This window comes from Mesorhizobium sp. ZC-5, from assembly GCF_025753855.1.
Lineage (GTDB): Bacteria > Pseudomonadota > Alphaproteobacteria > Rhizobiales > Rhizobiaceae > Neomesorhizobium.
On sequence record NZ_JAOWPT010000002.1, the window covers coordinates 898878 to 917081 of the forward strand.

16 protein-coding genes are annotated in these 18204 nt (G+C 61.7%); 15 read left to right on the top strand and 1 reads right to left on the bottom strand.

Translation table 11 applies throughout. The annotated features are described in order from the left end of the window. Position 1 precedes the first annotated feature (1 nt). From OHD58_RS07720 to trmB, 5 genes are all read left to right on the top strand, one after another. Positions 2-1054: a hemolysin family protein gene (locus tag OHD58_RS07720; protein WP_263802516.1), complete on the top strand. Its 1053-nt coding sequence runs from the start codon at positions 2-4 to the stop codon at positions 1052-1054. Positions 1055-1137: 83 nt separating this feature from the next. Beyond that, positions 1138-2730: an apolipoprotein N-acyltransferase gene (gene lnt, locus OHD58_RS07725; RefSeq protein WP_263802517.1), complete on the top strand. Its 1593-nt coding sequence runs from the start codon at positions 1138-1140 to the stop codon at positions 2728-2730. A 143-nt stretch (positions 2731-2873) separates the two neighbouring features. Next, positions 2874-3290, top strand: a complete 417-nt coding sequence (locus OHD58_RS07730) for a helix-turn-helix domain-containing protein (RefSeq protein WP_263802518.1) — start codon at positions 2874-2876, stop codon at positions 3288-3290. A 175-nt stretch (positions 3291-3465) separates the two neighbouring features. Beyond that, positions 3466-4749, top strand: coding sequence for a methionine adenosyltransferase (metK, locus tag OHD58_RS07735; RefSeq protein ID WP_318528241.1), 1284 nt, complete (start codon positions 3466-3468; stop codon positions 4747-4749). 5 nt (positions 4750-4754) lie between these two features. Beyond that, on the top strand, positions 4755-5456 hold the full coding sequence (gene trmB, locus OHD58_RS07740) for a tRNA (guanine(46)-N(7))-methyltransferase TrmB (RefSeq protein ID WP_263802520.1): 702 nt from the start codon (positions 4755-4757) through the stop codon (positions 5454-5456). Positions 5457-5500: 44 nt separating this feature from the next. On the opposite strand, the gene OHD58_RS07745 is transcribed toward trmB, so the two are convergent. Beyond that, on the bottom strand, positions 5501-5665 hold the full coding sequence (locus OHD58_RS07745; protein WP_263802521.1) for a hypothetical protein: 165 nt from the start codon (positions 5663-5665) through the stop codon (positions 5501-5503). Positions 5666-5954: 289 nt separating this feature from the next. On the opposite strand from OHD58_RS07745, the gene rimP reads away from it, so the two are divergent. The 10 genes from rimP to OHD58_RS07795 all read left to right on the top strand — a co-directional run bounded on the left by rimP (position 5955) and on the right by OHD58_RS07795 (position 18186). After that, positions 5955-6581 carry a ribosome maturation factor RimP gene (gene rimP, locus OHD58_RS07750; RefSeq protein WP_263802745.1) on the top strand — a complete coding sequence of 209 codons (627 nt, stop codon included), beginning with the start codon at positions 5955-5957 and terminating at the stop codon, positions 6579-6581. A 45-nt stretch (positions 6582-6626) separates the two neighbouring features. Then, the gene (gene nusA / locus OHD58_RS07755; protein WP_263802522.1) at positions 6627-8225 is read left to right on the top strand and encodes a transcription termination factor NusA; all 1599 of its coding nucleotides are present in this window, start codon (positions 6627-6629) and stop codon (positions 8223-8225) included. 38 nt (positions 8226-8263) lie between these two features. Then, complete coding sequence (locus OHD58_RS07760; RefSeq protein WP_263802747.1) at positions 8264-8899, top strand: RNA-binding protein; 636 nt, start codon at positions 8264-8266, stop codon at positions 8897-8899. Further along, on the top strand, positions 8896-11454 hold the full coding sequence (gene infB, locus OHD58_RS07765) for a translation initiation factor IF-2 (RefSeq protein WP_263802523.1): 2559 nt from the start codon (positions 8896-8898) through the stop codon (positions 11452-11454). The genes OHD58_RS07760 and infB overlap by 4 nt, the downstream gene beginning before the upstream one ends. A gap of 105 nt (positions 11455-11559) precedes the next feature. Further along, positions 11560-11970, top strand: coding sequence for a 30S ribosome-binding factor RbfA (gene rbfA / locus OHD58_RS07770; RefSeq protein ID WP_263802524.1), 411 nt, complete (start codon positions 11560-11562; stop codon positions 11968-11970). Further along, a complete protein-coding gene (truB, locus tag OHD58_RS07775) occupies positions 11970-12950 on the top strand; it encodes a tRNA pseudouridine(55) synthase TruB (protein WP_263802525.1) in 981 nt (326 codons plus the stop codon). The genes rbfA and truB overlap by 1 nt, the downstream gene beginning before the upstream one ends. 62 nt (positions 12951-13012) lie before the next feature. Continuing rightward, entirely contained in the window at positions 13013-14107 is a 1095-nt protein-coding gene (corA, locus tag OHD58_RS07780) for a magnesium/cobalt transporter CorA (RefSeq protein ID WP_263802526.1), read from the top strand. A 115-nt stretch (positions 14108-14222) separates the two neighbouring features. Next, positions 14223-14600, top strand: a complete 378-nt coding sequence (rpsO, locus tag OHD58_RS07785; RefSeq protein ID WP_318528242.1) for a 30S ribosomal protein S15 — start codon at positions 14223-14225, stop codon at positions 14598-14600. A 319-nt stretch (positions 14601-14919) separates the two neighbouring features. Then, positions 14920-17067 (top strand): polyribonucleotide nucleotidyltransferase, encoded by a 2148-nt coding sequence (gene pnp / locus OHD58_RS07790; RefSeq protein ID WP_263802527.1) that lies wholly within the window; start codon positions 14920-14922, stop codon positions 17065-17067. 96 nt (positions 17068-17163) lie between these two features. After that, positions 17164-18186, top strand: a complete 1023-nt coding sequence (locus tag OHD58_RS07795; RefSeq protein WP_263802528.1) for a class I SAM-dependent methyltransferase — start codon at positions 17164-17166, stop codon at positions 18184-18186. The last annotated feature ends 18 nt before the right edge of the window (positions 18187-18204 follow it).

Sequence of the window (18204 nt, forward strand, 5' to 3'; positions counted from 1 at the left end):
GATGAACGACATCATCAAATCTGCCCCCGAATCCGAGAAGGGCGAGGAATCCCGGGCCTCCGGCCAGTCTGACGACGGTCCGAGTCCGGCCGACCAGCCTTCCCCCGAGCGTCCTTCCTTATTCGAGCGGCTAGCCGGCCTTTTCAAGCCGCGCAACGGCTCCAACCTGCGTGAGGATCTGGCTGATGCCCTGGCCGAGAGTGCGGCGGACGAAGCTGCGTTCTCGCCCGGCGAACGGGCCATGCTCAACAACATCCTGCGGCTGCGCGAGGTCCGGGTCGAGGACGTGATGGTGCCGCGCGCCGATGTCGAGGCGGTGGAGATATCGACAACGCTTGGCGCGCTGTTGAACGTTTTCGAGCAATCGGGACATTCGCGCATGCCGGTTTACGCCGAAACGCTCGATGATCCGCGCGGCATGATCCATATTCGCGATATCATGGGCCATATCACCCGGCTTGCACGGGTGAAGAAGGGACGTGCGACCAAGGCGGCCGCGGCGCGGCCCGCGGCGCTCGACCTTGCCAATGTCGATCTCACCAAATCGATCGGCGAGTTGAACCTGATCCGCAGCGTGCTGTTCGTGCCGCCGTCGATGCTGGCCTCCGACCTGATGGCGCGCATGCAGGCGGCGCGAACTCAGATGGCGCTTGTGATCGATGAATATGGCGGCACCGACGGCCTCGTCTCGCTTGAAGACATCGTCGAAATGGTGGTTGGCGACATCGAAGACGAGCACGATGACGACGAGCCGCTGATCACCCAGACCGGCGATGGCGTGTTCATCGTCGACGCCAAGGCCGAGATCGACGATGTCGCCGCCAAGATCGGCGAGGACTTCAAGCCCGGCGAGCATGGCGAGTATGTCGACACGATCGGCGGCATGATCTTCAACACGCTGGGCCGTGTCCCGGCACGGGGTGAAGTTGTTCAGGCCATTCCGGGTTTCGAGTTCCATGTCCTCGACGCCGATCCGCGACGGGTCAAACGTGTGCGTATCGTCCATGATCCCAAGGGCGAGCGCCGCCGCCGGGTTCGCGAACAGCAAGCCTGAACCGCAAAACAAATCACCACGAGTTTGGAACCTTGGCCCCCGCCTGATACATCTCTCGGGGGTTGATTCTACGGGATATGGGCATGGACCGGCTTGCCGGCAGGATAATATTGCTGTGGGGCTGGCGCCGGGCGCTTGTCGCATTCGCCGCTGGCGCGCTGGCAGTCCTCGCCCAGGCACCCTATGATTTTTTTGCCGTCTGCTTCGTCTCCTTTCCGGTGCTCGTCTGGCTGCTGGACGGGGCCACCGCCGAACCGCCCGCCCGCTTCCTGAAGCGGCTCGTCCCGGCCTTCGCGGTCGGCTGGTGGTTCGGCTTTGGTTATTTCGTCACCGGATTGTGGTGGGTCGGCGGCGCGCTGCTGGTCGAGGCGGACGATTTTGCCTGGGCACTGCCGCTCGCAGTCCTTGCTTTGCCGGCGCTGCTGGCTGTTTTTTACGGCCTGGCGGCTGTTCTGGCACGACTGTTCTGGACTGGCGATATTGGCCGGATCGCATCGCTCGCGGTCGGGTTCGGGGTGGCGGAATGGCTGCGCTCCGTTGTTTTTACCGGCTTTCCGTGGAACCCGATTGGCTATGCGGCCATGCCGATCCCGCTACTGATGCAATCGGTTTCCGTGGTCGGCGTCATCGGCATGAACGCACTCGCCGTTTTCGTTTTTTCGATGCCGGCGCTGCTCGCATCGAACAGGCATCTTCGAACCGGCCTCGTTCTGGCGGCGGCGTTGGCCATCGCTCACGTCGGATTCGGTTATTGGCGCCTTTCCGGACCGGAGGGTGCGTCGGCACGTTCGCTGGCGGTGAGAATTGTCCAGCCCTCGATCCTGCAGACCGAGAAATGGGATGGCGAGGTCCGCGACCGCATCTTCAGGACGATGCTCGACCTGTCGGCACAGCCAGCGCTCGCAGATGGCAAGAAGCCGCAATTGATCCTTTGGCCGGAAACGTCGGTACCTTTTCTCTTCACCGAACGCCCGGACGCACTGGTGGCGATCGGGGAACTGCTCGGGGACGGTCAGATATTAATGGCAGGCGCCGTGCGGGCGGAGGGAAGTTCTGGTTCCAACGCGAATGCGCGCTACTACAACTCCGTCGTCGCTATCAACGATGCCGGCGAGATCGTCGATGCGGTCGACAAGGTGCATCTTGTTCCGTTCGGCGAATATCTGCCGTTCGAAGATATGCTTGCGAGCATCGGCATCGAGAAGATCGTACAATTCCCGATGACCTTTTCGGCTGGCAACCAGCGCCATGCCGTAACGCTTGCCGGCGCCATTCGCGCGGTGCCCTTCATCTGCTACGAGATCATTTTTCCCGACATGGTGAAACACGATACCGCGATGTCGGACCTCATCGTGAACGTCACCAACGACGCCTGGTTCGGGGATACGCCAGGACCCTACCAGCATTTCCGGCAGGCTCAGATCAGGGCGGTCGAAACCAGCCAGCCATTGGTCCGCGCCGCCAATACCGGCATCTCGGGGTTCATCGACGATCGAGGGCGCGTCGTTGACGCTTTGGCGATCAACACCGCGGGCGTGCTGGATGTGACGGTGTCGTTTCCCAACCAGTCCAGCATGAGTTTCGCGGATCAGCGATTCGTTGGCCCGCTCGTTTTGCTCGTCCTGTTCGGTTTTGCCTGTGGAATGCGCTTGCGGCAGCGCCTACGACCGAATTGACAGGATGTATATTAGAAACTCATATTGTATTGTTCTGGGAACTTTCGGTTTGGTATCCATCTAATAACCAGGGGCTTTTGGATCGACCAGCCCGGAAGCCGGGAATAAGCAAATAAAAAAGCCGTCCGAACGGCGAGGAAAAAATGGCAGAAAACAAGAAGAAACCGAATCCGATTGATATTCACGTGGGCAGCCGTATACGGCTTCGTCGAAACATGCTGGGGATGAGCCAGGAAAAACTTGGCGAAAGCCTCGGCATAACATTCCAGCAGATCCAGAAATACGAAAAAGGGACCAACCGGGTCGGGGCGAGCCGGTTGCAAGCGATCGCTTCGATACTCAACGTGCCGGTAGCCTTCTTTTTCGAAGATGCGCCCGGGCACGAAGCGGGTCCTGCTGGAGGTTTGGCCGAAGACAGTTCGACAACATATGTCGTTGATTTCCTCAACAGCCCGGAGGGCCTCCAGCTCAACCGGGCTTTTGTACGGATCAACGATGCCAAGGTTCGGCGAAAGGTCGTTGATCTGGTAAAGGCGTTGGCTGCCGACGACGAAGAGTGAATCAGGATTCGTCGAGGGCCGGAGGCGCTCGATGTTGACGCGGTTTACCGCCGGTTGGTGCCGGCGGTATGATGCATGTTCCCCAAAGATGGCTTGACGAGTTCGATCCGCGTTCGCTACACGGTCTCCGCCTGATCCGGCGCTGCTGCCGGCATTTTTTCAAGAGGGGACACCCGTGGCGCGCCAGAATTACCTTTTCACCAGTGAATCCGTTTCCGAAGGCCATCCCGACAAGGTTTGCGATCGCATCTCCGACGAGATCGTCGATCTGGTCTACCGTGAGGCCAAGAAGTCAGGCATGGACGCCTGGGACGTCCGCGTCGCCTGCGAGACGCTGGCCACCACCAACCGCGTGGTGATCGCCGGCGAGGTTCGCGTCCCGAAGTCTCTGCTCAAGCAGGACAAGAACGGCAACATCCTCGAGGATGCCAAGGAATTTCCGATCATCAACCCGTCGAAGTTCAAGTCGGTCGCCCGCAAAGCGATCCGCGCCATCGGCTACGAGCAGAGCGGTTTCCACTGGAAGACCGCTAAGATCGACGTGCTGCTGCACGGCCAGTCCGCCGATATCGCCCAGGGCGTCGACAACGCCGCCGACAAGCAGGGCGAGGAGGGCGCGGGTGACCAGGGCATCATGTTCGGCTATGCTTGCCGCGAGACGCCTGACCTGATGCCGGCGCCGATCTACTACGCCCACAAGATCCTCGAATTGCTCGCCGCCGCCCGCCACGAAGGCAAGGGCGAAGCCGGCAAGCTCGGTCCCGACGCCAAGAGCCAGGTGACCGTCCGTTATGTCGACGGCAAGGCCAAGGAAGTTACCCAAATCGTGCTCTCGACCCAGCACCTCGATGGAAGCTGGGATTCGAAGAAGGTGCGCAAGGTCGTCGAGCCTTACATTCTCGAAGCGCTTGGAGACCTCGAGATCGCCAAGGATTGCAACTGGTTCATCAACCCGACCGGCAAGTTTGTCATCGGCGGCCCCGACGGCGATGCGGGCCTCACGGGCCGCAAGATCATCGTCGATACCTACGGTGGCGCGGCGCCCCATGGCGGCGGCGCGTTTTCCGGCAAGGACACGACCAAGGTCGACCGGTCGGCGGCCTATGCCGCGCGCTACCTTGCCAAGAACGTCGTGGCGGCCGGCCTCGCCGACCGCTGCACCATCCAGCTCTCCTACGCCATCGGCGTCGCCCAGCCCCTGTCGGTCTATGTCGACCTTCACGGCACCGGCAAGGTCGACGAGGGCAAGCTGGAAGACGCTCTGCGGACGGTCATGGACCTTTCGCCGTCCGGCATCCGCAAGCATCTCGATCTCAACAAGCCGATTTATGCCAAGACATCGTCTTACGGCCATTTCGGCCGCAAGGCTGGCCGCGATGGTTCCTTCTCCTGGGAAAAGACCGATCTCGCAAAAGCCCTCAAGGATGCGGTGAACGGCAAGGAACGCGCAGCGGCCTGAACTTGATGACGACCGGCGAGCGGCGCAGCCGATCCACGGAAGCGTTTTACGGTCGCCGGCACGGCAAGACGCTTCGGCCAATGCAGGCCGAAGCGCTCGAAACAATTCTACCGCGATATCGGATAGATCTGTCTGTTCCCGCGCCGGGAAACCTCAGTGCGCTTTTCCAGGCTGATGTATCCGAAGTACGCCTCGAAATCGGCTTTGGTGGTGGCGAACACCTCCTGCACGACGCCGAGACCAATCCGCGGACGGGGCTGATCGGCGTCGAGCCCTTCGTCAACGGCATGGCGAAGCTGATGATGGCTCTCGCGGGTCACCCACGCGGAAATGTCAGGATTTTTGACGACGACGCGACCCGCCTGCTCGATTGGCTGCCGGATGCTTCGCTCGACGGCCTGGCGCTGCTTTATCCCGACCCCTGGCCGAAGAAAAAGCACTGGAAGCGCCGATTCGTCAGTTCGACCAATCTCGACCGTTTCGCGCGCGCGTTGAAGCCCGGCGGCGTTTTCCGCTTTGCCTCGGACATCGATACCTATGTGAACTGGACGTTGCTTCATTGCCGCGCCCATCGGGCATTCGAATGGCAGGCGGTGGAAGCGAACAACTGGCACCAGCCTTATACCGGCTGGCCGGGGACCCGCTATGAAGCGAAGGCCCTGCGTGAAGGGCGTACGCCGGCATACCTCACATTCGTGAGGAAATAGCGCGCCCTTCCTTCGGCCGCGGAAATTCCTGCGGCGTGGCCGACTTAGAATCGACGAATCGTATCGAACTGGGCCGGGTCGATGCCAAGAATGCGCAGGTCGCGGCTATGCGGCTTGCGACCGGCATTCACAGCCCTCGATACCGCTACGGCGCTGCCGAACGTGCTGAAAAAGCCGCCGATCGCCGAAAAAGTTTTGCGAGTGGTCATGGAATTCTCCTTTGCGCATTGTGCGGCGCACTAGTCGCCTGCTGCATTGCAGCAAAGATAGTAAGTTCGTGGGGTTACAAACAGTGGGGTTGTTGCATCGGTGCCATGCGCTATACGCATCAGTCACGATACTAACCGCGCCGGCAGGCCGGCTGCGCCAAGGGCTTGAAAGAAACCATGGCTTCGTCTATATCTGGCTCAAATTCTTGGTCGGTATGACGAAGAGTGGGTCCACCCGGTCCCGCTCTTTTTTGTTACCTGCCGCAGGTTTGGAGACGGAATGACCTCAATGGCGCCAGCAGGCGAAATCGGCGACGACCGCATCATCCGCGAGAGCGGTGTCGATGCGCGTGTCGCCATGATCGTCGAACCTGTGCTTCGCGCCATCGATTTCAGGCTGGTTCGGGTCAGGCTCTCCGGACAGAATGGACTGACCCTTCAGATCATGACTGAGCGTGAAGACGGCACCATGACTGTCGAGGATTGCGAGACGGTGAGCCGCGCCCTTTCGCCAGTTCTCGACGTCGAGGATCCGATCGAAAAGGCGTACCACCTGGAGGTGTCCTCGCCGGGGATCGACCGCCCGCTGGTCCGCAAATCGGATTTCGTGACGTGGACCGGTCACCTGGTGAAGATGGAAACCTCTATCCTCGTCGCGGAGCGCAAGCGCTTTCGCGGCAAGATTGCCGAGGCTGGCACCGACGATGTTCTGATCGAACGGGACCAGCCCGCCTATGGCGACGAACCGACAGTGCGCGTGCCTTATGAGGCGATCGCCGAAGCCCGGCTGATCCTGACGGACGACCTCGTTCGCGAGGCGCTGACGAAGGACAAGAAGGCACGTCAGGAAGCGCGCAAGCGCCGCGGCGAGCCGGATACGATCGAAGAAGACGAACCGAAACCGAAATTTGAATAGATGCCGCGGCCGCATGATGGCCATCCGAGCATCAGGGAGACGACAATGGCAGTCAGTGCAAACAGACTGGAACTCTTGCAGATCGCCGACGCGGTGGCTCGCGAGAAGGCTATCGACAAGTCGATCGTGATCGCGGCGATGGCCGATGCGATCCAGAAGGCCGCGCGGTCGCGCTACGGTCAGGAGACCAACATCCGTGCCGACATCAATCCGAACACCGGCGAGATGAAGCTCCAGCGGCTGATGGAAGTGGTCGACGATGTCGAGGATTACGCGCGCCAGATCGCGCTGACTTCGGCGCGTGAACGCAATCCGGATGCGCAGCTTGGCGACTTCATCGCCGAGCAGCTGCCGCCGATGGATTTTGGCCGCATCGCCGCGCAATCCGCCAAGCAGGTGATCGTGCAGAAGGTGCGCGAGGCTGAACGCGACCGGCAGTACGACGAGTACAAGGACCGCATCGGCGAGATCGTCAACGGCACCGTCAAGCGTGTCGAATACGGCAACGTCATCGTCGATCTCGGCCGCGGCGAAGCGATCATCCGTCGCGACGAACTGATCCCGCGTGAAAACTACAAATACGGCGATCGCGTCCGCGCCTATGTCTACGACGTGCGGCGCGAACAGCGTGGCCCGCAGATTTTCCTGTCGCGCACGCATCCGCAGTTCATGGCGAAACTGTTCACCATGGAAGTGCCGGAAATCTACGACGGCATCATCGAGATCAAGTCGGTCGCCCGCGACCCGGGCTCGCGCGCCAAGATCGCCGTGATTTCCCGCGATTCCTCGATCGACCCCGTCGGCGCCTGCGTCGGCATGCGCGGCAGCCGCGTTCAGGCCGTTGTCGGCGAGTTGCAGGGTGAAAAGATCGATATCATCCCCTGGTCGCAGGATGCTGCATCTTTCATCGTCAATGCTTTGCAGCCGGCGGAAGTCGCCAAGGTCGTGCTCGACGAGGATGCCGAGCGGATCGAGGTCGTGGTTCCCGACGACCAGCTTTCGCTGGCCATCGGTCGCCGCGGCCAGAATGTCCGCCTCGCCTCGCAGCTGACCGGTTGGGACATCGACATTCTGACCGAGCAGGAAGAATCCGAGCGCCGCCAGAAGGAATTTGTCGAGCGTTCGACGCTGTTCATGGAGGCGCTGAACGTCGACGAGATGGTCGGCCAGGTGCTGGCTTCCGAAGGATTCACCAGCGTTGAGGAAGTGGCCTACGTCGACGCCGAAGAGATCGCCTCGATCGATGGCTTCGATGAGGACACGGCAAGCGAAATTCAGCAGCGCGCCCGCGAATATCTGGAGAAGATCGAGGCGGAGCAGGATGCCAAGCGCAACGAACTCGGTGTCGCCGACGAATTGCGTGAACTCCCCGGCATCACCACCGCGATGCTGGTTACGCTCGGCGAAGACGGCGTGAAGACGATCGAGGATTTTGCCGGCTACGCCGTCGACGACCTCACCGGCTGGAAAGAACGCAAGGACGGCGAGACCAAGGTATTTCCGGGCGTTTTCGCAGCGCATTCCGTGTCGCGCGCCGACGCCGAGCAGATGGTCATGACGGCGCGGCTGAAGGCCGGCTGGATCACCGAGGAAGATCTTGCAGCCGAGGAAGAGGCTGCCGCCGAAGAGGTTGTCGGTGCGTGACGTGAGCGCGCATCGAACCGGAGACGCTCTTGAAAGACATGAACGAGCGCACATGTATTGTAACGCGCAAGGCGGCTTCGCCGGATGAACTGATCCGGTTCGTTGTCGGGCCGGATTCGGCCATCGTTCCTGACTTGAAGAGAAATCTTCCCGGCCGCGGCTGCTGGGTGCTGGCGGATCGGGCGCATGTCGATCGGGCCGCCTCGAAGAACCATTTCGAACGCGCGCTGAAGACGAAAGTCAGCGTTCCTCCGGAACTTGGCGCGATGGTCGACGCGCTTCTCGCCAGATCGGCGCTTGGAGCGCTGGGGCTTGCACGAAAGGGCGGTGCCATCGCCCTGGGTGCCGCCAAGGTCGAGAGCACGGTGCGCAGCGGCAAGGCTGCGGCAGTGCTTCACGCCGACGAGGCATCCGAAGACGGCGTTCGCAAGATCGCACAGGCGCGTCGGGCCGTACTGCATGCGGAAGGCCCGGAAATACCCGCCTACAAACTTTTTTCGGAGGCCGAATTGGGTTTGGCATTGGGCGGTACAAATGTGATACATGCTGCCGTTCTCGCGGGAGACGCGGGAAAGGCGGCGCTGAAGCGCATGGTTGCGCTTGACCGATACCGGGGCGGCACCCCGGAGAACCGGTTGACGGTTGCGGCGACCGCCGCAGAGGATACGGAATGAGCGATACGAAATCCGACGACGACAAGACGCTGAGCGTCAACGTGAAGAAGACCTTGAGCCTGAAGCCGGCCGGCGTGACGCAGGGTACGGTACGTCAGAACTTCTCGCACGGGCGCACCAAGCAGGTCGTCGTCGAAACCAAGAAGCGCAAGTTTTCCATACCTGGCGAGAAGCCTGAGGCAGCCCCTGCTGTAACCGTCTTCAAGCCGAAGCCACCGGTTGCGCCAGCAGTTGTGGAAGCACCCAAGCCTCCGGTCCCGGAAGTGGCCAAGGGCCCTGTTGTCGTGCTGAATGAACTCTCGACGGGAGAGATGGAAGCTCGGCGCCGCGCGCTCGAGGGATCGAAGATACGCGAGGTCGAAGAGCGCAAGCGGGCAGCCGAAGACGCCAAGCGCCGGGCCGAGGAAGACGAACGCCGCCGTCGCGAACGCGACGACTCCGCACGTCGCCAGGCCGAGGAAGAAGCGCGCCTGCAGACCGAGGCCGAAGCCCGCCGCCGGGCCGAGGAAGAAGCGCGCCGCCGCGCACCGTTGGCCGCCGACCTGGCGGTTGCCGATGAAGACGACGCCAAGCCAAAACGGAGCGGTGCCGGGGCGCCTGTGCGCCGCATCGTCACTCCGGAGGTGACGCGTCCGACGAAGACCAAGGGCGAGGAAGACCGTCGCCGCGGCAAGCTGACGCTCAACAGCGCGCTGTCTTCGGAAGACGGCGACGCGCGTGCTCGTTCGCTCTCGGCGATGCGCCGCCGCCAAGAGAAATTCAAGCGCGCGATGCATAATGAGCCGCGTGAAAAGGTGATGCGCGAAGTGATCCTGCCCGAAACGATCACCATCCAGGAACTCGCACAGCGCATGTCTGAGCGTGCTGTGGATGTCGTCAAATACTTCATGAAGCAGGGACAGATCATGAAGCCCGGCGACGTGATCGATGCCGACACCGCTGAGTTGGTGGCGTCCGAATTCGGCCATACGGTTCGCCGCGTCGCCGAGTCCGACATCGAGGAAGGCCTGTTCAACATCGCCGACCGGCCGGAAGATCTTGTCGCGCGGCCGCCGGTGGTCACCATCATGGGCCACGTCGACCACGGCAAGACCTCGCTGCTCGACGCTATCCGCAACGCCAATGTGGTGTCGGGCGAAGCCGGTGGCATCACCCAGCATATCGGCGCCTATCAGGTCGAGAAGAACGGCCAGAAGATCACCTTCATCGACACGCCCGGCCACGCCGCATTCACCGCAATGCGAGCCCGCGGCGCGCAGGCCACCGATATCGCAATCCTGGTGGTGGCGGCTGACGACAGCGTGATGCCGCAGACGATCGAATCGATCAGCCATGCCAAGGCTGCTAGTGTTCCGATCATCGTGGCCATCAACAAGATCGACAAGCCGTCGGCGGATGCGCAGAAGGTGCGCACCCAGCTCCTCCAGCATGAGGTGTTCGTCGAATCGATGGGCGGCGAAGTGCTGGACGTCGAGGTTTCGGCGACCAAGGGCACCAACCTGGACAAGCTTCTCGAAGCGATCCTGCTGCAGGCCGAACTGCTCGACCTCAAGGCCAATCCGGATCGTACCGCGGAAGGCGTCGTGATCGAAGCCAAGCTGGACAAAGGCCGCGGCCCGGTCGCAACGGTGCTGGTGCAGACTGGCACGCTGATGCCCGGCGACATTCTTGTCGCCGGCAACGAGTGGGGCCGTGTCCGCGCCCTGATCACCGACCGGGGCGCGCAGATCAAGGAGGCGCCTCCGGCCATGCCGATCGAGGTTCTGGGTCTGCAGGGAACGCCGCAGGCGGGTGACCGGTTCGCCGTTGTCAACAACGAGGCTCGGGCCCGCGAAATCACCGAGTATCGTCAGCGCCTGTCCCACGACAAGGCGGTGGCGAAGCATGCCGGGCAGCGCGGTTCGCTCGAACAGATGATGTCGCAGTTGCAGGCCAGCGGGCTGAAAGAGTTCCCATTGCTCATCAAGGGCGATGTCCAGGGCTCGGTCGAAGCCATTATCTCGGCGCTCGACAAGCTCGGCACCGACGAGGTACGGGCGCGGATCGTCCATTCTGGCGCCGGCGGCATCACCGAAAGCGATGTTTCGCTCGCCGAGACGTCCGGCGCCGCCATGATCGGCTTCAATGTGCGCGCCAATCCGCAGGCACGCGCCGCGGCGGAAGCCGCAGGCATCGATATCCGCTACTACAACATCATCTACAACCTTGTGGATGACGTGAAGGCAGCGATGTCGGGTCTGCTTTCGCCGGAACGTCGCGAGACCTTCATCGGCAATGCCGAGATTCTCGAAGTGTTTAACATCACCAAGACCGGCAAGGTCGCGGGTTGCCGCGTTACCGAGGGCAAGGTCGAACGTGGTGCCGGCGTTCGCCTGATCCGCGACAACGTGGTCATCCACGAAGGTACCTTGAAGACGCTGAAGCGGTTCAAGGACGAAGTTGCGGAGGTGCCGGGCGGCCAGGAATGCGGCATGGCCTTCCAGAACTACGAAGACATGCGGGTCGGCGACATCATCGAATGTTTCCGCGTCGAGATGGTGACGCGTACGCTCTAGTCGGCCTTTTCGCACGATCATGGACGGCGGCTCCTGTCGCCGTCCGCAACCACGAGACGTGGGCGCGGTCCTATCCCTCGCTCCACGATTTCAGGATTTCCAACCATGCCTCGAACATCATCTTCCGGTCCATCCCAGCGCCAGTTGCGCGTCGGGGAGCAGGTGCGCCATGCACTGTCCGACGTGCTTGCGCGCGGCGAGGTGCGTGACGATGTGATCGAGGCGGCGGTGATTTCAGTCTCCGAAGTGCGCATGTCGCCGGATCTCAAGATCGCCACGGCCTACGTCTCGCCGCTCGGCGCCAAAGACAATGATGCCGTCATCAAGGCCTTGGCGAACAACGCCAAATTCATTCGCGGCCGGGTTTCGGGTGCTCTGCGACAGATGAAATACATGCCCGACTTCAGGTTCAGGCTGGATACCAGCTACGACAACATGGCCAGGATCGACGAATTGCTGCGCTCGCCCGAAGTGGCGCGTGATCTGGATGCCGATGACGACAAGGATGCCGGATAATGGCGCGCCGCGGCAAGAAGAGGGGCCGGCCGGTTTCCGGTTGGCTGGTGTTCGACAAGCCCGTCGGCATGGGGTCGACCGAGGCTGTCTCCAAGATCAAATGGCTGTTCAATGCCGAGAAGGCCGGCCATGCCGGAACGCTCGATCCGCTGGCATCGGGAATGCTGCCGATCGCGCTTGGCGAAGCGACCAAGACCGTGCCTTACGTGATGGACGGCGCCAAGGTCTATCGCTTCACCGTCGCGTGGGGCGAGGAGCGCTCGACCGACGACCTCGAAGGGCCGGTGACCAGGAGTTCGGACCGGCGGCCGGCCGAAGTGGAGATTCGCGCCCTGATGCCGAAATATACCGGTGTCATCATGCAGACGCCGCCGCAGTTCTCGGCGATCAAGATCGGCGGCGAGCGCGCCTATGACCTGGCCCGCGAGGGCGAGACGGTCGACATTCCTGCGCGTGAGGTCGAAATCGGCCGGCTCGACCTCGTCGGAACGACCGTCGAAGGCCATGCGATCTTCGAGGTGGAGTGCGGCAAGGGGACTTACGTCCGTTCGCTGGCGCGTGATATGGGCCGTGATCTCGGCTGCTTCGGCCATATCGCCGAATTGCGCCGTACCGAGGTCGAACCTTTTACCGCTGAGGACTTCGTGACGCTCGATGAGTTGGAAGCGGCCGCGCCGGCTCCGATCGTCAGTGCCGGAGAAGGTGAGGCCGAAGCTCCTCCCGTTCAGGATTTCAGAACCCGTTATGCGGATCTGGATGCCCTGCTGATCGATACGGGCGCGGCACTGGAATGTTTGCCGCAAGTGGCGCTCACCGACGATGCGGCTGCGAAGATCAGGCTCGGCAATCCGGTGATCATTCGCGGCCGCGATGCACCGGTGGAAGCCGATGAAGCTTGCGCCACCGCACGTGGCAAGCTGGTGGCGATCGGCGCGATCGAGGCCGGCATGTTTAAACCGAAACGTGTGTTTGCCGCTTGAGACTTGCCGGCGCGCGACGTTTCCGATTGGATCGACGCCGATGATCCAACTGGCGAAAAGCGATGGCAGAGGCTGAAACCAAGGGCAACCGGGCCAGGCCGCACCGCAAGCGCTCGCCGGTGGGCTCATCGCCCGGCACCCTGATCGCTGACCCTTCGGCCCGCCAGTCCGCGCTCAACCTCACCCTGATTTCGCCCGACGAGTGCAAGTTTGTCGACAATGCCAGCCTCGACGATGTGTCAGCTGCCTGCAAGAAATGGCCGCTGATCTGGCTCGACTGTGTCGGTCTCGCCAATATCGGCCTGATCGAAGAGATTGGAAAGATCTTCGGCCTGCACCCACTGGCGCTCGAGGATGCCGTCAACACGGGCCAGCGCTCCAAGGCTGATTTCTTCGACGATCATGCCTTCTTCGTGCTCAGCATGATCGATGACGCAAAAAGCGCTCGTTACGAACAGATATCCTTTTTCTTTGGCGAGAACTTCGTCGTCACGTTCCAGGAGCGCGAGGGTGATCCCTTCGAGCCGGTGCGGCGGCGTATTCGCGAATCCAATCCAAGCCGTCTGCGCCATCGCAAGGCCGACTATCTCGCTTACGCGCTGATCGACGCGGTGGTGGATAGCTATTTCCCCATCGTCGATGCGACCGGCGATACGGTCGACCGCATCGAAGACGAATTGCTCGCTTCGCCGCGGAAGCACCAGATCGGGCAGCTTCATGGCCTGAGGCGGGCTACCAATCTGCTCAAACGCACTCTATGGCCGCTGCGCGATGCGCTGACCACGCTGGTCCGCTCCGATGCGTCGTTCATCTCGGCGGAAACCAAGGTCTATTTCAACGATACCCTCGATCACTCGATCCGATTGACCGAGACTGTGGAGTCGCAGCGGGAAATGATGATCGGCCTGATCGAGATGCACCTGTCGCTGTCGCAGTCGCGCACCAACGAGATCATCGGGGTGCTGACGATCGTCTCGGCGATCTTCATTCCGCTGACCTTCCTGGCCGGCATCTGGGGCATGAATTTCGATCCGGGCGCCTCACCGTGGAACATGCCGGAACTGCTCTCTTATTACGGCTATCCTGTCGCACTCGGCTTCATGGCGGTGGTCGCGCTTGCCATGGTGATGTTTTTCCGCTGGAAGAAATGGCTGTAGAATGACCGGTATTCGAAATGTCGCGAGAAGCTTCCGAACCGCCTATGCTGTGGGCTGAAGCCGGATAAATTCCTGTTGTGAATTGCAGCTGGCTTTTTCCTCTGAATTCCACTATATGCGCCGCAGCATCGCGCAAAGCTGCGCCATGTACACCGGCCCCCGCTGGACGACATCCCGGCCGTGGGCGTCCCGTTTCCTAGAAAAAGCAGAAAGGAAAAGCACGATGTCGATTACTGCAGAGCGTAAACAGGCGCTGATGACCGAATTTGCAACCGCCAAGGGTGATACCGGATCTCCGGAAGTCCAGGTGGCTATTCTTTCCGAACGCATCAAGAACCTGACCGAGCACTTCAAGGACCACAAGAAGGACAACCATTCCCGTCGTGGTCTTCTGGCACTCGTTTCGCAGCGCCGCCGTCTCCTTGACTACCTCAAGGGCAAAGACGAAGGCCGCTACTCGACGCTGATCGAAAAGCTCGGCCTGCGCCGCTAAGACTTGATCGGTGGGTCTCTTTCGGGAGGCCCGCCGATTGTACTTCCGGACAGGCTCGTTCGAGCGGTCCACACGGCATCGCCCCGAACAAATTCCGAAGGGGTCGTGCCAGACGAGGTTCCGTCCTGTCCATGATGGCAGCCGGAGCCGCCCATGGGCAGGTCATGGGGCAGGATTGCAGGACACTTGGGGCCGAACCGCGCCGTGCCAGTCAAGTTTCCCGCTGTCTTGCCCGTGGCTCGTCCGACAACGAAGCTGAGGGAAGGGGTATCCGCGCGGTGGAATACGGCGCGGCCTTCCCGCATATGAAGGACAAGACATGTTCAACCACCACAAAGTGGAAATCGAATGGGGCGGACGTCCGCTCATTCTCGAAACCGGCAAGATCGCCCGCCAGGCTGATGGCGCAGTGCTCGCCACCTACGGCGAAACCGTCGTTCTGGCGACCGTCGTTTCGATGAAGGAGCCCAAGCCCGGCCTCGATTTCTTTCCGCTGACCGTCAACTACCAGGAAAAGACCTACGCTGCCGGCAAGATCCCGGGCGGCTATTTCAAGCGCGAGGGCCGTCCGAGCGAAAAGGAAACGCTGGTTTCCCGCCTGATCGACCGCCCGATCCGCCCGCTTTTCGCCGACGGCTACAAGAATGACACGCAGATCGTCGTCACCGTCGTCCAACACGACCTTGAAAACGACCCCGACATCCTGGCGATCGTCGCCACCTCTGCTGCGCTGACGCTTTCCGGCGTTCCTTTCATGGGCCCGATCGGTGGTGCTCGCGTCGGCTACATCAACGGTGAATATGTTCTGAACCCGCATGTCGACGAGCTGCCGGAATCGAAGCTCGACCTGGTGGTCGCCGGTACCGACGCAGCCGTCCTGATGGTGGAATCCGAGGCGAAAGAGCTGCCCGAGGATGTCATGCTCGGCGCCGTCATGTTCGGTCACAAGGGCTTCCAGCCGGTTATCGACGCGATCATCAAGCTTGCCGAAGTCGCCGCCAAGGATCCGCGCGACTTCAAGGCACCCGACTATTCTGAACTTGAAGCAACGATGCTCGGCCTGATCGAGGACGAGCTGCGCGCCGCCTACAAGAATGTCGACAAGCAGGCCCGCTACAAGGCCGTCGACGCCGCCAAGGCCAAGGTCAAGGCAACCTTGCTGCCGGAAGGCGCCGAAAATCCGGCATGGACCAGCGAGCAGGTCAGCTCGGTGTTCAAGGAACTCCAGGCCAAGATCGTTCGCTGGAACATCCTCGACACTTCTTCCCGCATCGATGGTCGCGACCTTTCGACCGTGCGCCGCATCGAGTCGGAAGTCGGCATCCTGCCACGCACGCACGGCTCGGCGCTGTTCACCCGCGGCGAGACCCAGGCGATCGTCGTCGCCACCCTGGGCACCGGCGAGGACGAGCAGTACGTGGATTCGCTGACCGGCATGTACAAGGAGAAGTTCCTCCTCCACTACAACTTCCCGCCCTATTCGGTTGGCGAGACCGGCCGCATGGGTTCGCCGGGCCGCCGCGAGATCGGTCACGGCAAGCTCGCCTGGCGCGCCATCCGGCCGATGCTGCCGGCTGCCGAACAGTTTCCCTACACGCTGCGTGTCGTCTCCGAGATCACCGAGTCCAACGGCTCGTCCTCGATGGCGACCGTTTGCGGCACCTCGCTGGCGCTGATGGATGCCGGCGTTCCGCTGCAGAAGCCGGTTGCCGGCATCGCCATGGGCCTGATCAAGGAAGGCGAACGCTTCGCTGTGCTCTCCGACATTCTCGGCGACGAGGATCATCTCGGCGACATGGACTTCAAGGTGGCCGGTACTGTCAACGGCATCACCGCGCTGCAGATGGACATTAAGATCGACGGCATCACCGAAGAGATCATGAAGGTCGCGCTCGGCCAGGCCAAGGATGGGCGTCTGCACATCCTGGGCGAAATGGGCAAGGCCCTCTCCGGTGCCCGCGCCGAACTGGGTGAATTCGCGCCGCGCATCGAGGTCATGCACATCCCGACCGACAAGATCCGCGACGTCATCGGCACCGGTGGCAAGGTCATCCGCGAGATCGTCGAAAAGACCGGCGCCAAGATCAACATCGAGGATGACGGCACCATCAAGATCGCTTCGTCCAACGCCAAGGAGATCGAGGCGGCCAAGAAGTGGATCCACACCATCGTGGCTGAGCCGGAGGTCGGCGAGATCTACGAAGGCACGGTCGTCAAGACCGCCGACTTCGGCGCTTTCGTGAACTTCTTCGGTCCCAAGGACGGCCTCGTCCACATCTCGCAGCTGTCCAACGAGCGCGTCGGCAAGACCACCGACGTTGTCAAGGAAGGCGACAAGGTATTCGTCAAGCTGATGGGCTTCGACGAGCGCGGCAAGGTCCGCCTTTCGATGAAGGTTGTCGACCAGACCACCGGCAAGGAACTCGTCCGCGAGAAGAAGACCGAAGGCGAAGAAGACGCCGCCTGATCCGGACTGCATGAGATCGACGGGCGCTGCCGCGAGGCGGCGCCCGTTTTCTTTGCGGCGTTCACTTCGAATTCCTGACCGGGTACGGTTTCCGCGATGACGCACGAAGCACTCAAGACACTGTTTCATCCGCTCGAGACGGGTGAGATCGCCTTGCCGAATCCCGGTGACCGGGTGCTTTTCCTGGGGACCGAACCTGGATTTCGGCTGACTACCGGCTTCCAAGCCGATCTGGCGCTTGTCCAGGGTTTTCGGCCCGATTACCGCTCGCTTCTGGCCTCCGGCTTCCGTGTCACACCGACGCCCGAAGGGGATGGGTTCGACGCTGCCCTGGTTCTCGTCGGCAGGCATCGCGGGCAAAATGAAAACCGCATCGCGGATGCAATCGAGCGGGTGAACTCAGATGGCCTGATCGTCGTCGCCGGAAGCAAGGAGGATGGCATCGCCTCCTTGCGCAAACGCGTTGCGGGTCTGATGGAACTCGAAGGCCAGATGCCAAAATATCATGGCATCGCATTCTGGCTCCGCCGTCCGGAGGATGCTGCCCAAATCCTGGCTGCGCTTCGCGAGGGCAATGGCGAGACGCTTGTCGAGGGCCGCTTCCGCACCATGCCCGGGATGTTCTCGCATGACCGTATCGACACCGGATCGGAGTTGCTTGCGGAAAACCTGCCTGCCGACCTTTCCGGCAAAGTCGCGGATTTCTGCGCGGGCTGGGGATATCTGGCCGCCGAAGTGCTGCGGCGGGCGCCTGGCGTGAAGCAGATCGATCTTTACGAGGCGGATTTCGCCTCGCTGGAGGCCGCGAAGCTCAACCTCGCCGAAGCGGGTCATTCGGCTGCAAGAAACTTCTTCTGGCACGACCTTCTCGGCGAGAAGGTCGCCGAACACTACGACGCCATCGTCATGAACCCGCCCTTCCACAAGGCTCGTGCGGCCGATCCGCTAATCGGGCAAGGCATGATCAAGGCCGCGGCAGCCGCGCTGCGGCGTGGCGGGAGGCTGCTGATGGTGGCAAACACTGCGCTGCCCTACGAGGCGGTGCTCAATGGGCAGTTCGGTGGCCACAAGGAAATTGCCCGCGACGGCGGCTTCAAGGTGTTGTCGGCAACGCGTTAAAGCGCTTGCGACGCGACG

Excerpts from the sequence above, each read along its gene's own strand:
- rimP (WP_263802745.1), top strand. The coding sequence starts at position 5,955 with ATGGCGCCAGCAGGCGAAATCGGCGACGACCGCATCATCCGCGAGAGC.
- rpsO (WP_318528242.1), top strand. The coding sequence starts at position 14,223 with ATGCGCCGCAGCATCGCGCAAAGCTGCGCCATGTACACCGGCCCCCGC.
- corA (WP_263802526.1), top strand. The coding sequence starts at position 13,013 with ATGGCAGAGGCTGAAACCAAGGGCAACCGGGCCAGGCCGCACCGCAAG.
- OHD58_RS07720 (WP_263802516.1), top strand. The coding sequence starts at position 2 with ATGAACGACATCATCAAATCTGCCCCCGAATCCGAGAAGGGCGAGGAA.
- lnt (WP_263802517.1), top strand. The coding sequence starts at position 1,138 with ATGGACCGGCTTGCCGGCAGGATAATATTGCTGTGGGGCTGGCGCCGG.
- rbfA (WP_263802524.1), top strand. The coding sequence starts at position 11,560 with ATGCCTCGAACATCATCTTCCGGTCCATCCCAGCGCCAGTTGCGCGTC.
- nusA (WP_263802522.1), top strand. The coding sequence starts at position 6,627 with ATGGCAGTCAGTGCAAACAGACTGGAACTCTTGCAGATCGCCGACGCG.
- OHD58_RS07730 (WP_263802518.1), top strand. The coding sequence starts at position 2,874 with ATGGCAGAAAACAAGAAGAAACCGAATCCGATTGATATTCACGTGGGC.
- pnp (WP_263802527.1), top strand. The coding sequence starts at position 14,920 with ATGTTCAACCACCACAAAGTGGAAATCGAATGGGGCGGACGTCCGCTC.
- OHD58_RS07745 (WP_263802521.1), bottom strand. The coding sequence starts at position 5,665 with ATGACCACTCGCAAAACTTTTTCGGCGATCGGCGGCTTTTTCAGCACG.
- truB (WP_263802525.1), top strand. The coding sequence starts at position 11,970 with ATGGCGCGCCGCGGCAAGAAGAGGGGCCGGCCGGTTTCCGGTTGGCTG.
- infB (WP_263802523.1), top strand. The coding sequence starts at position 8,896 with ATGAGCGATACGAAATCCGACGACGACAAGACGCTGAGCGTCAACGTG.
- trmB (WP_263802520.1), top strand. The coding sequence starts at position 4,755 with ATGACGACCGGCGAGCGGCGCAGCCGATCCACGGAAGCGTTTTACGGT.
- OHD58_RS07795 (WP_263802528.1), top strand. The coding sequence starts at position 17,164 with ATGACGCACGAAGCACTCAAGACACTGTTTCATCCGCTCGAGACGGGT.
- OHD58_RS07760 (WP_263802747.1), top strand. The coding sequence starts at position 8,264 with ATGAACGAGCGCACATGTATTGTAACGCGCAAGGCGGCTTCGCCGGAT.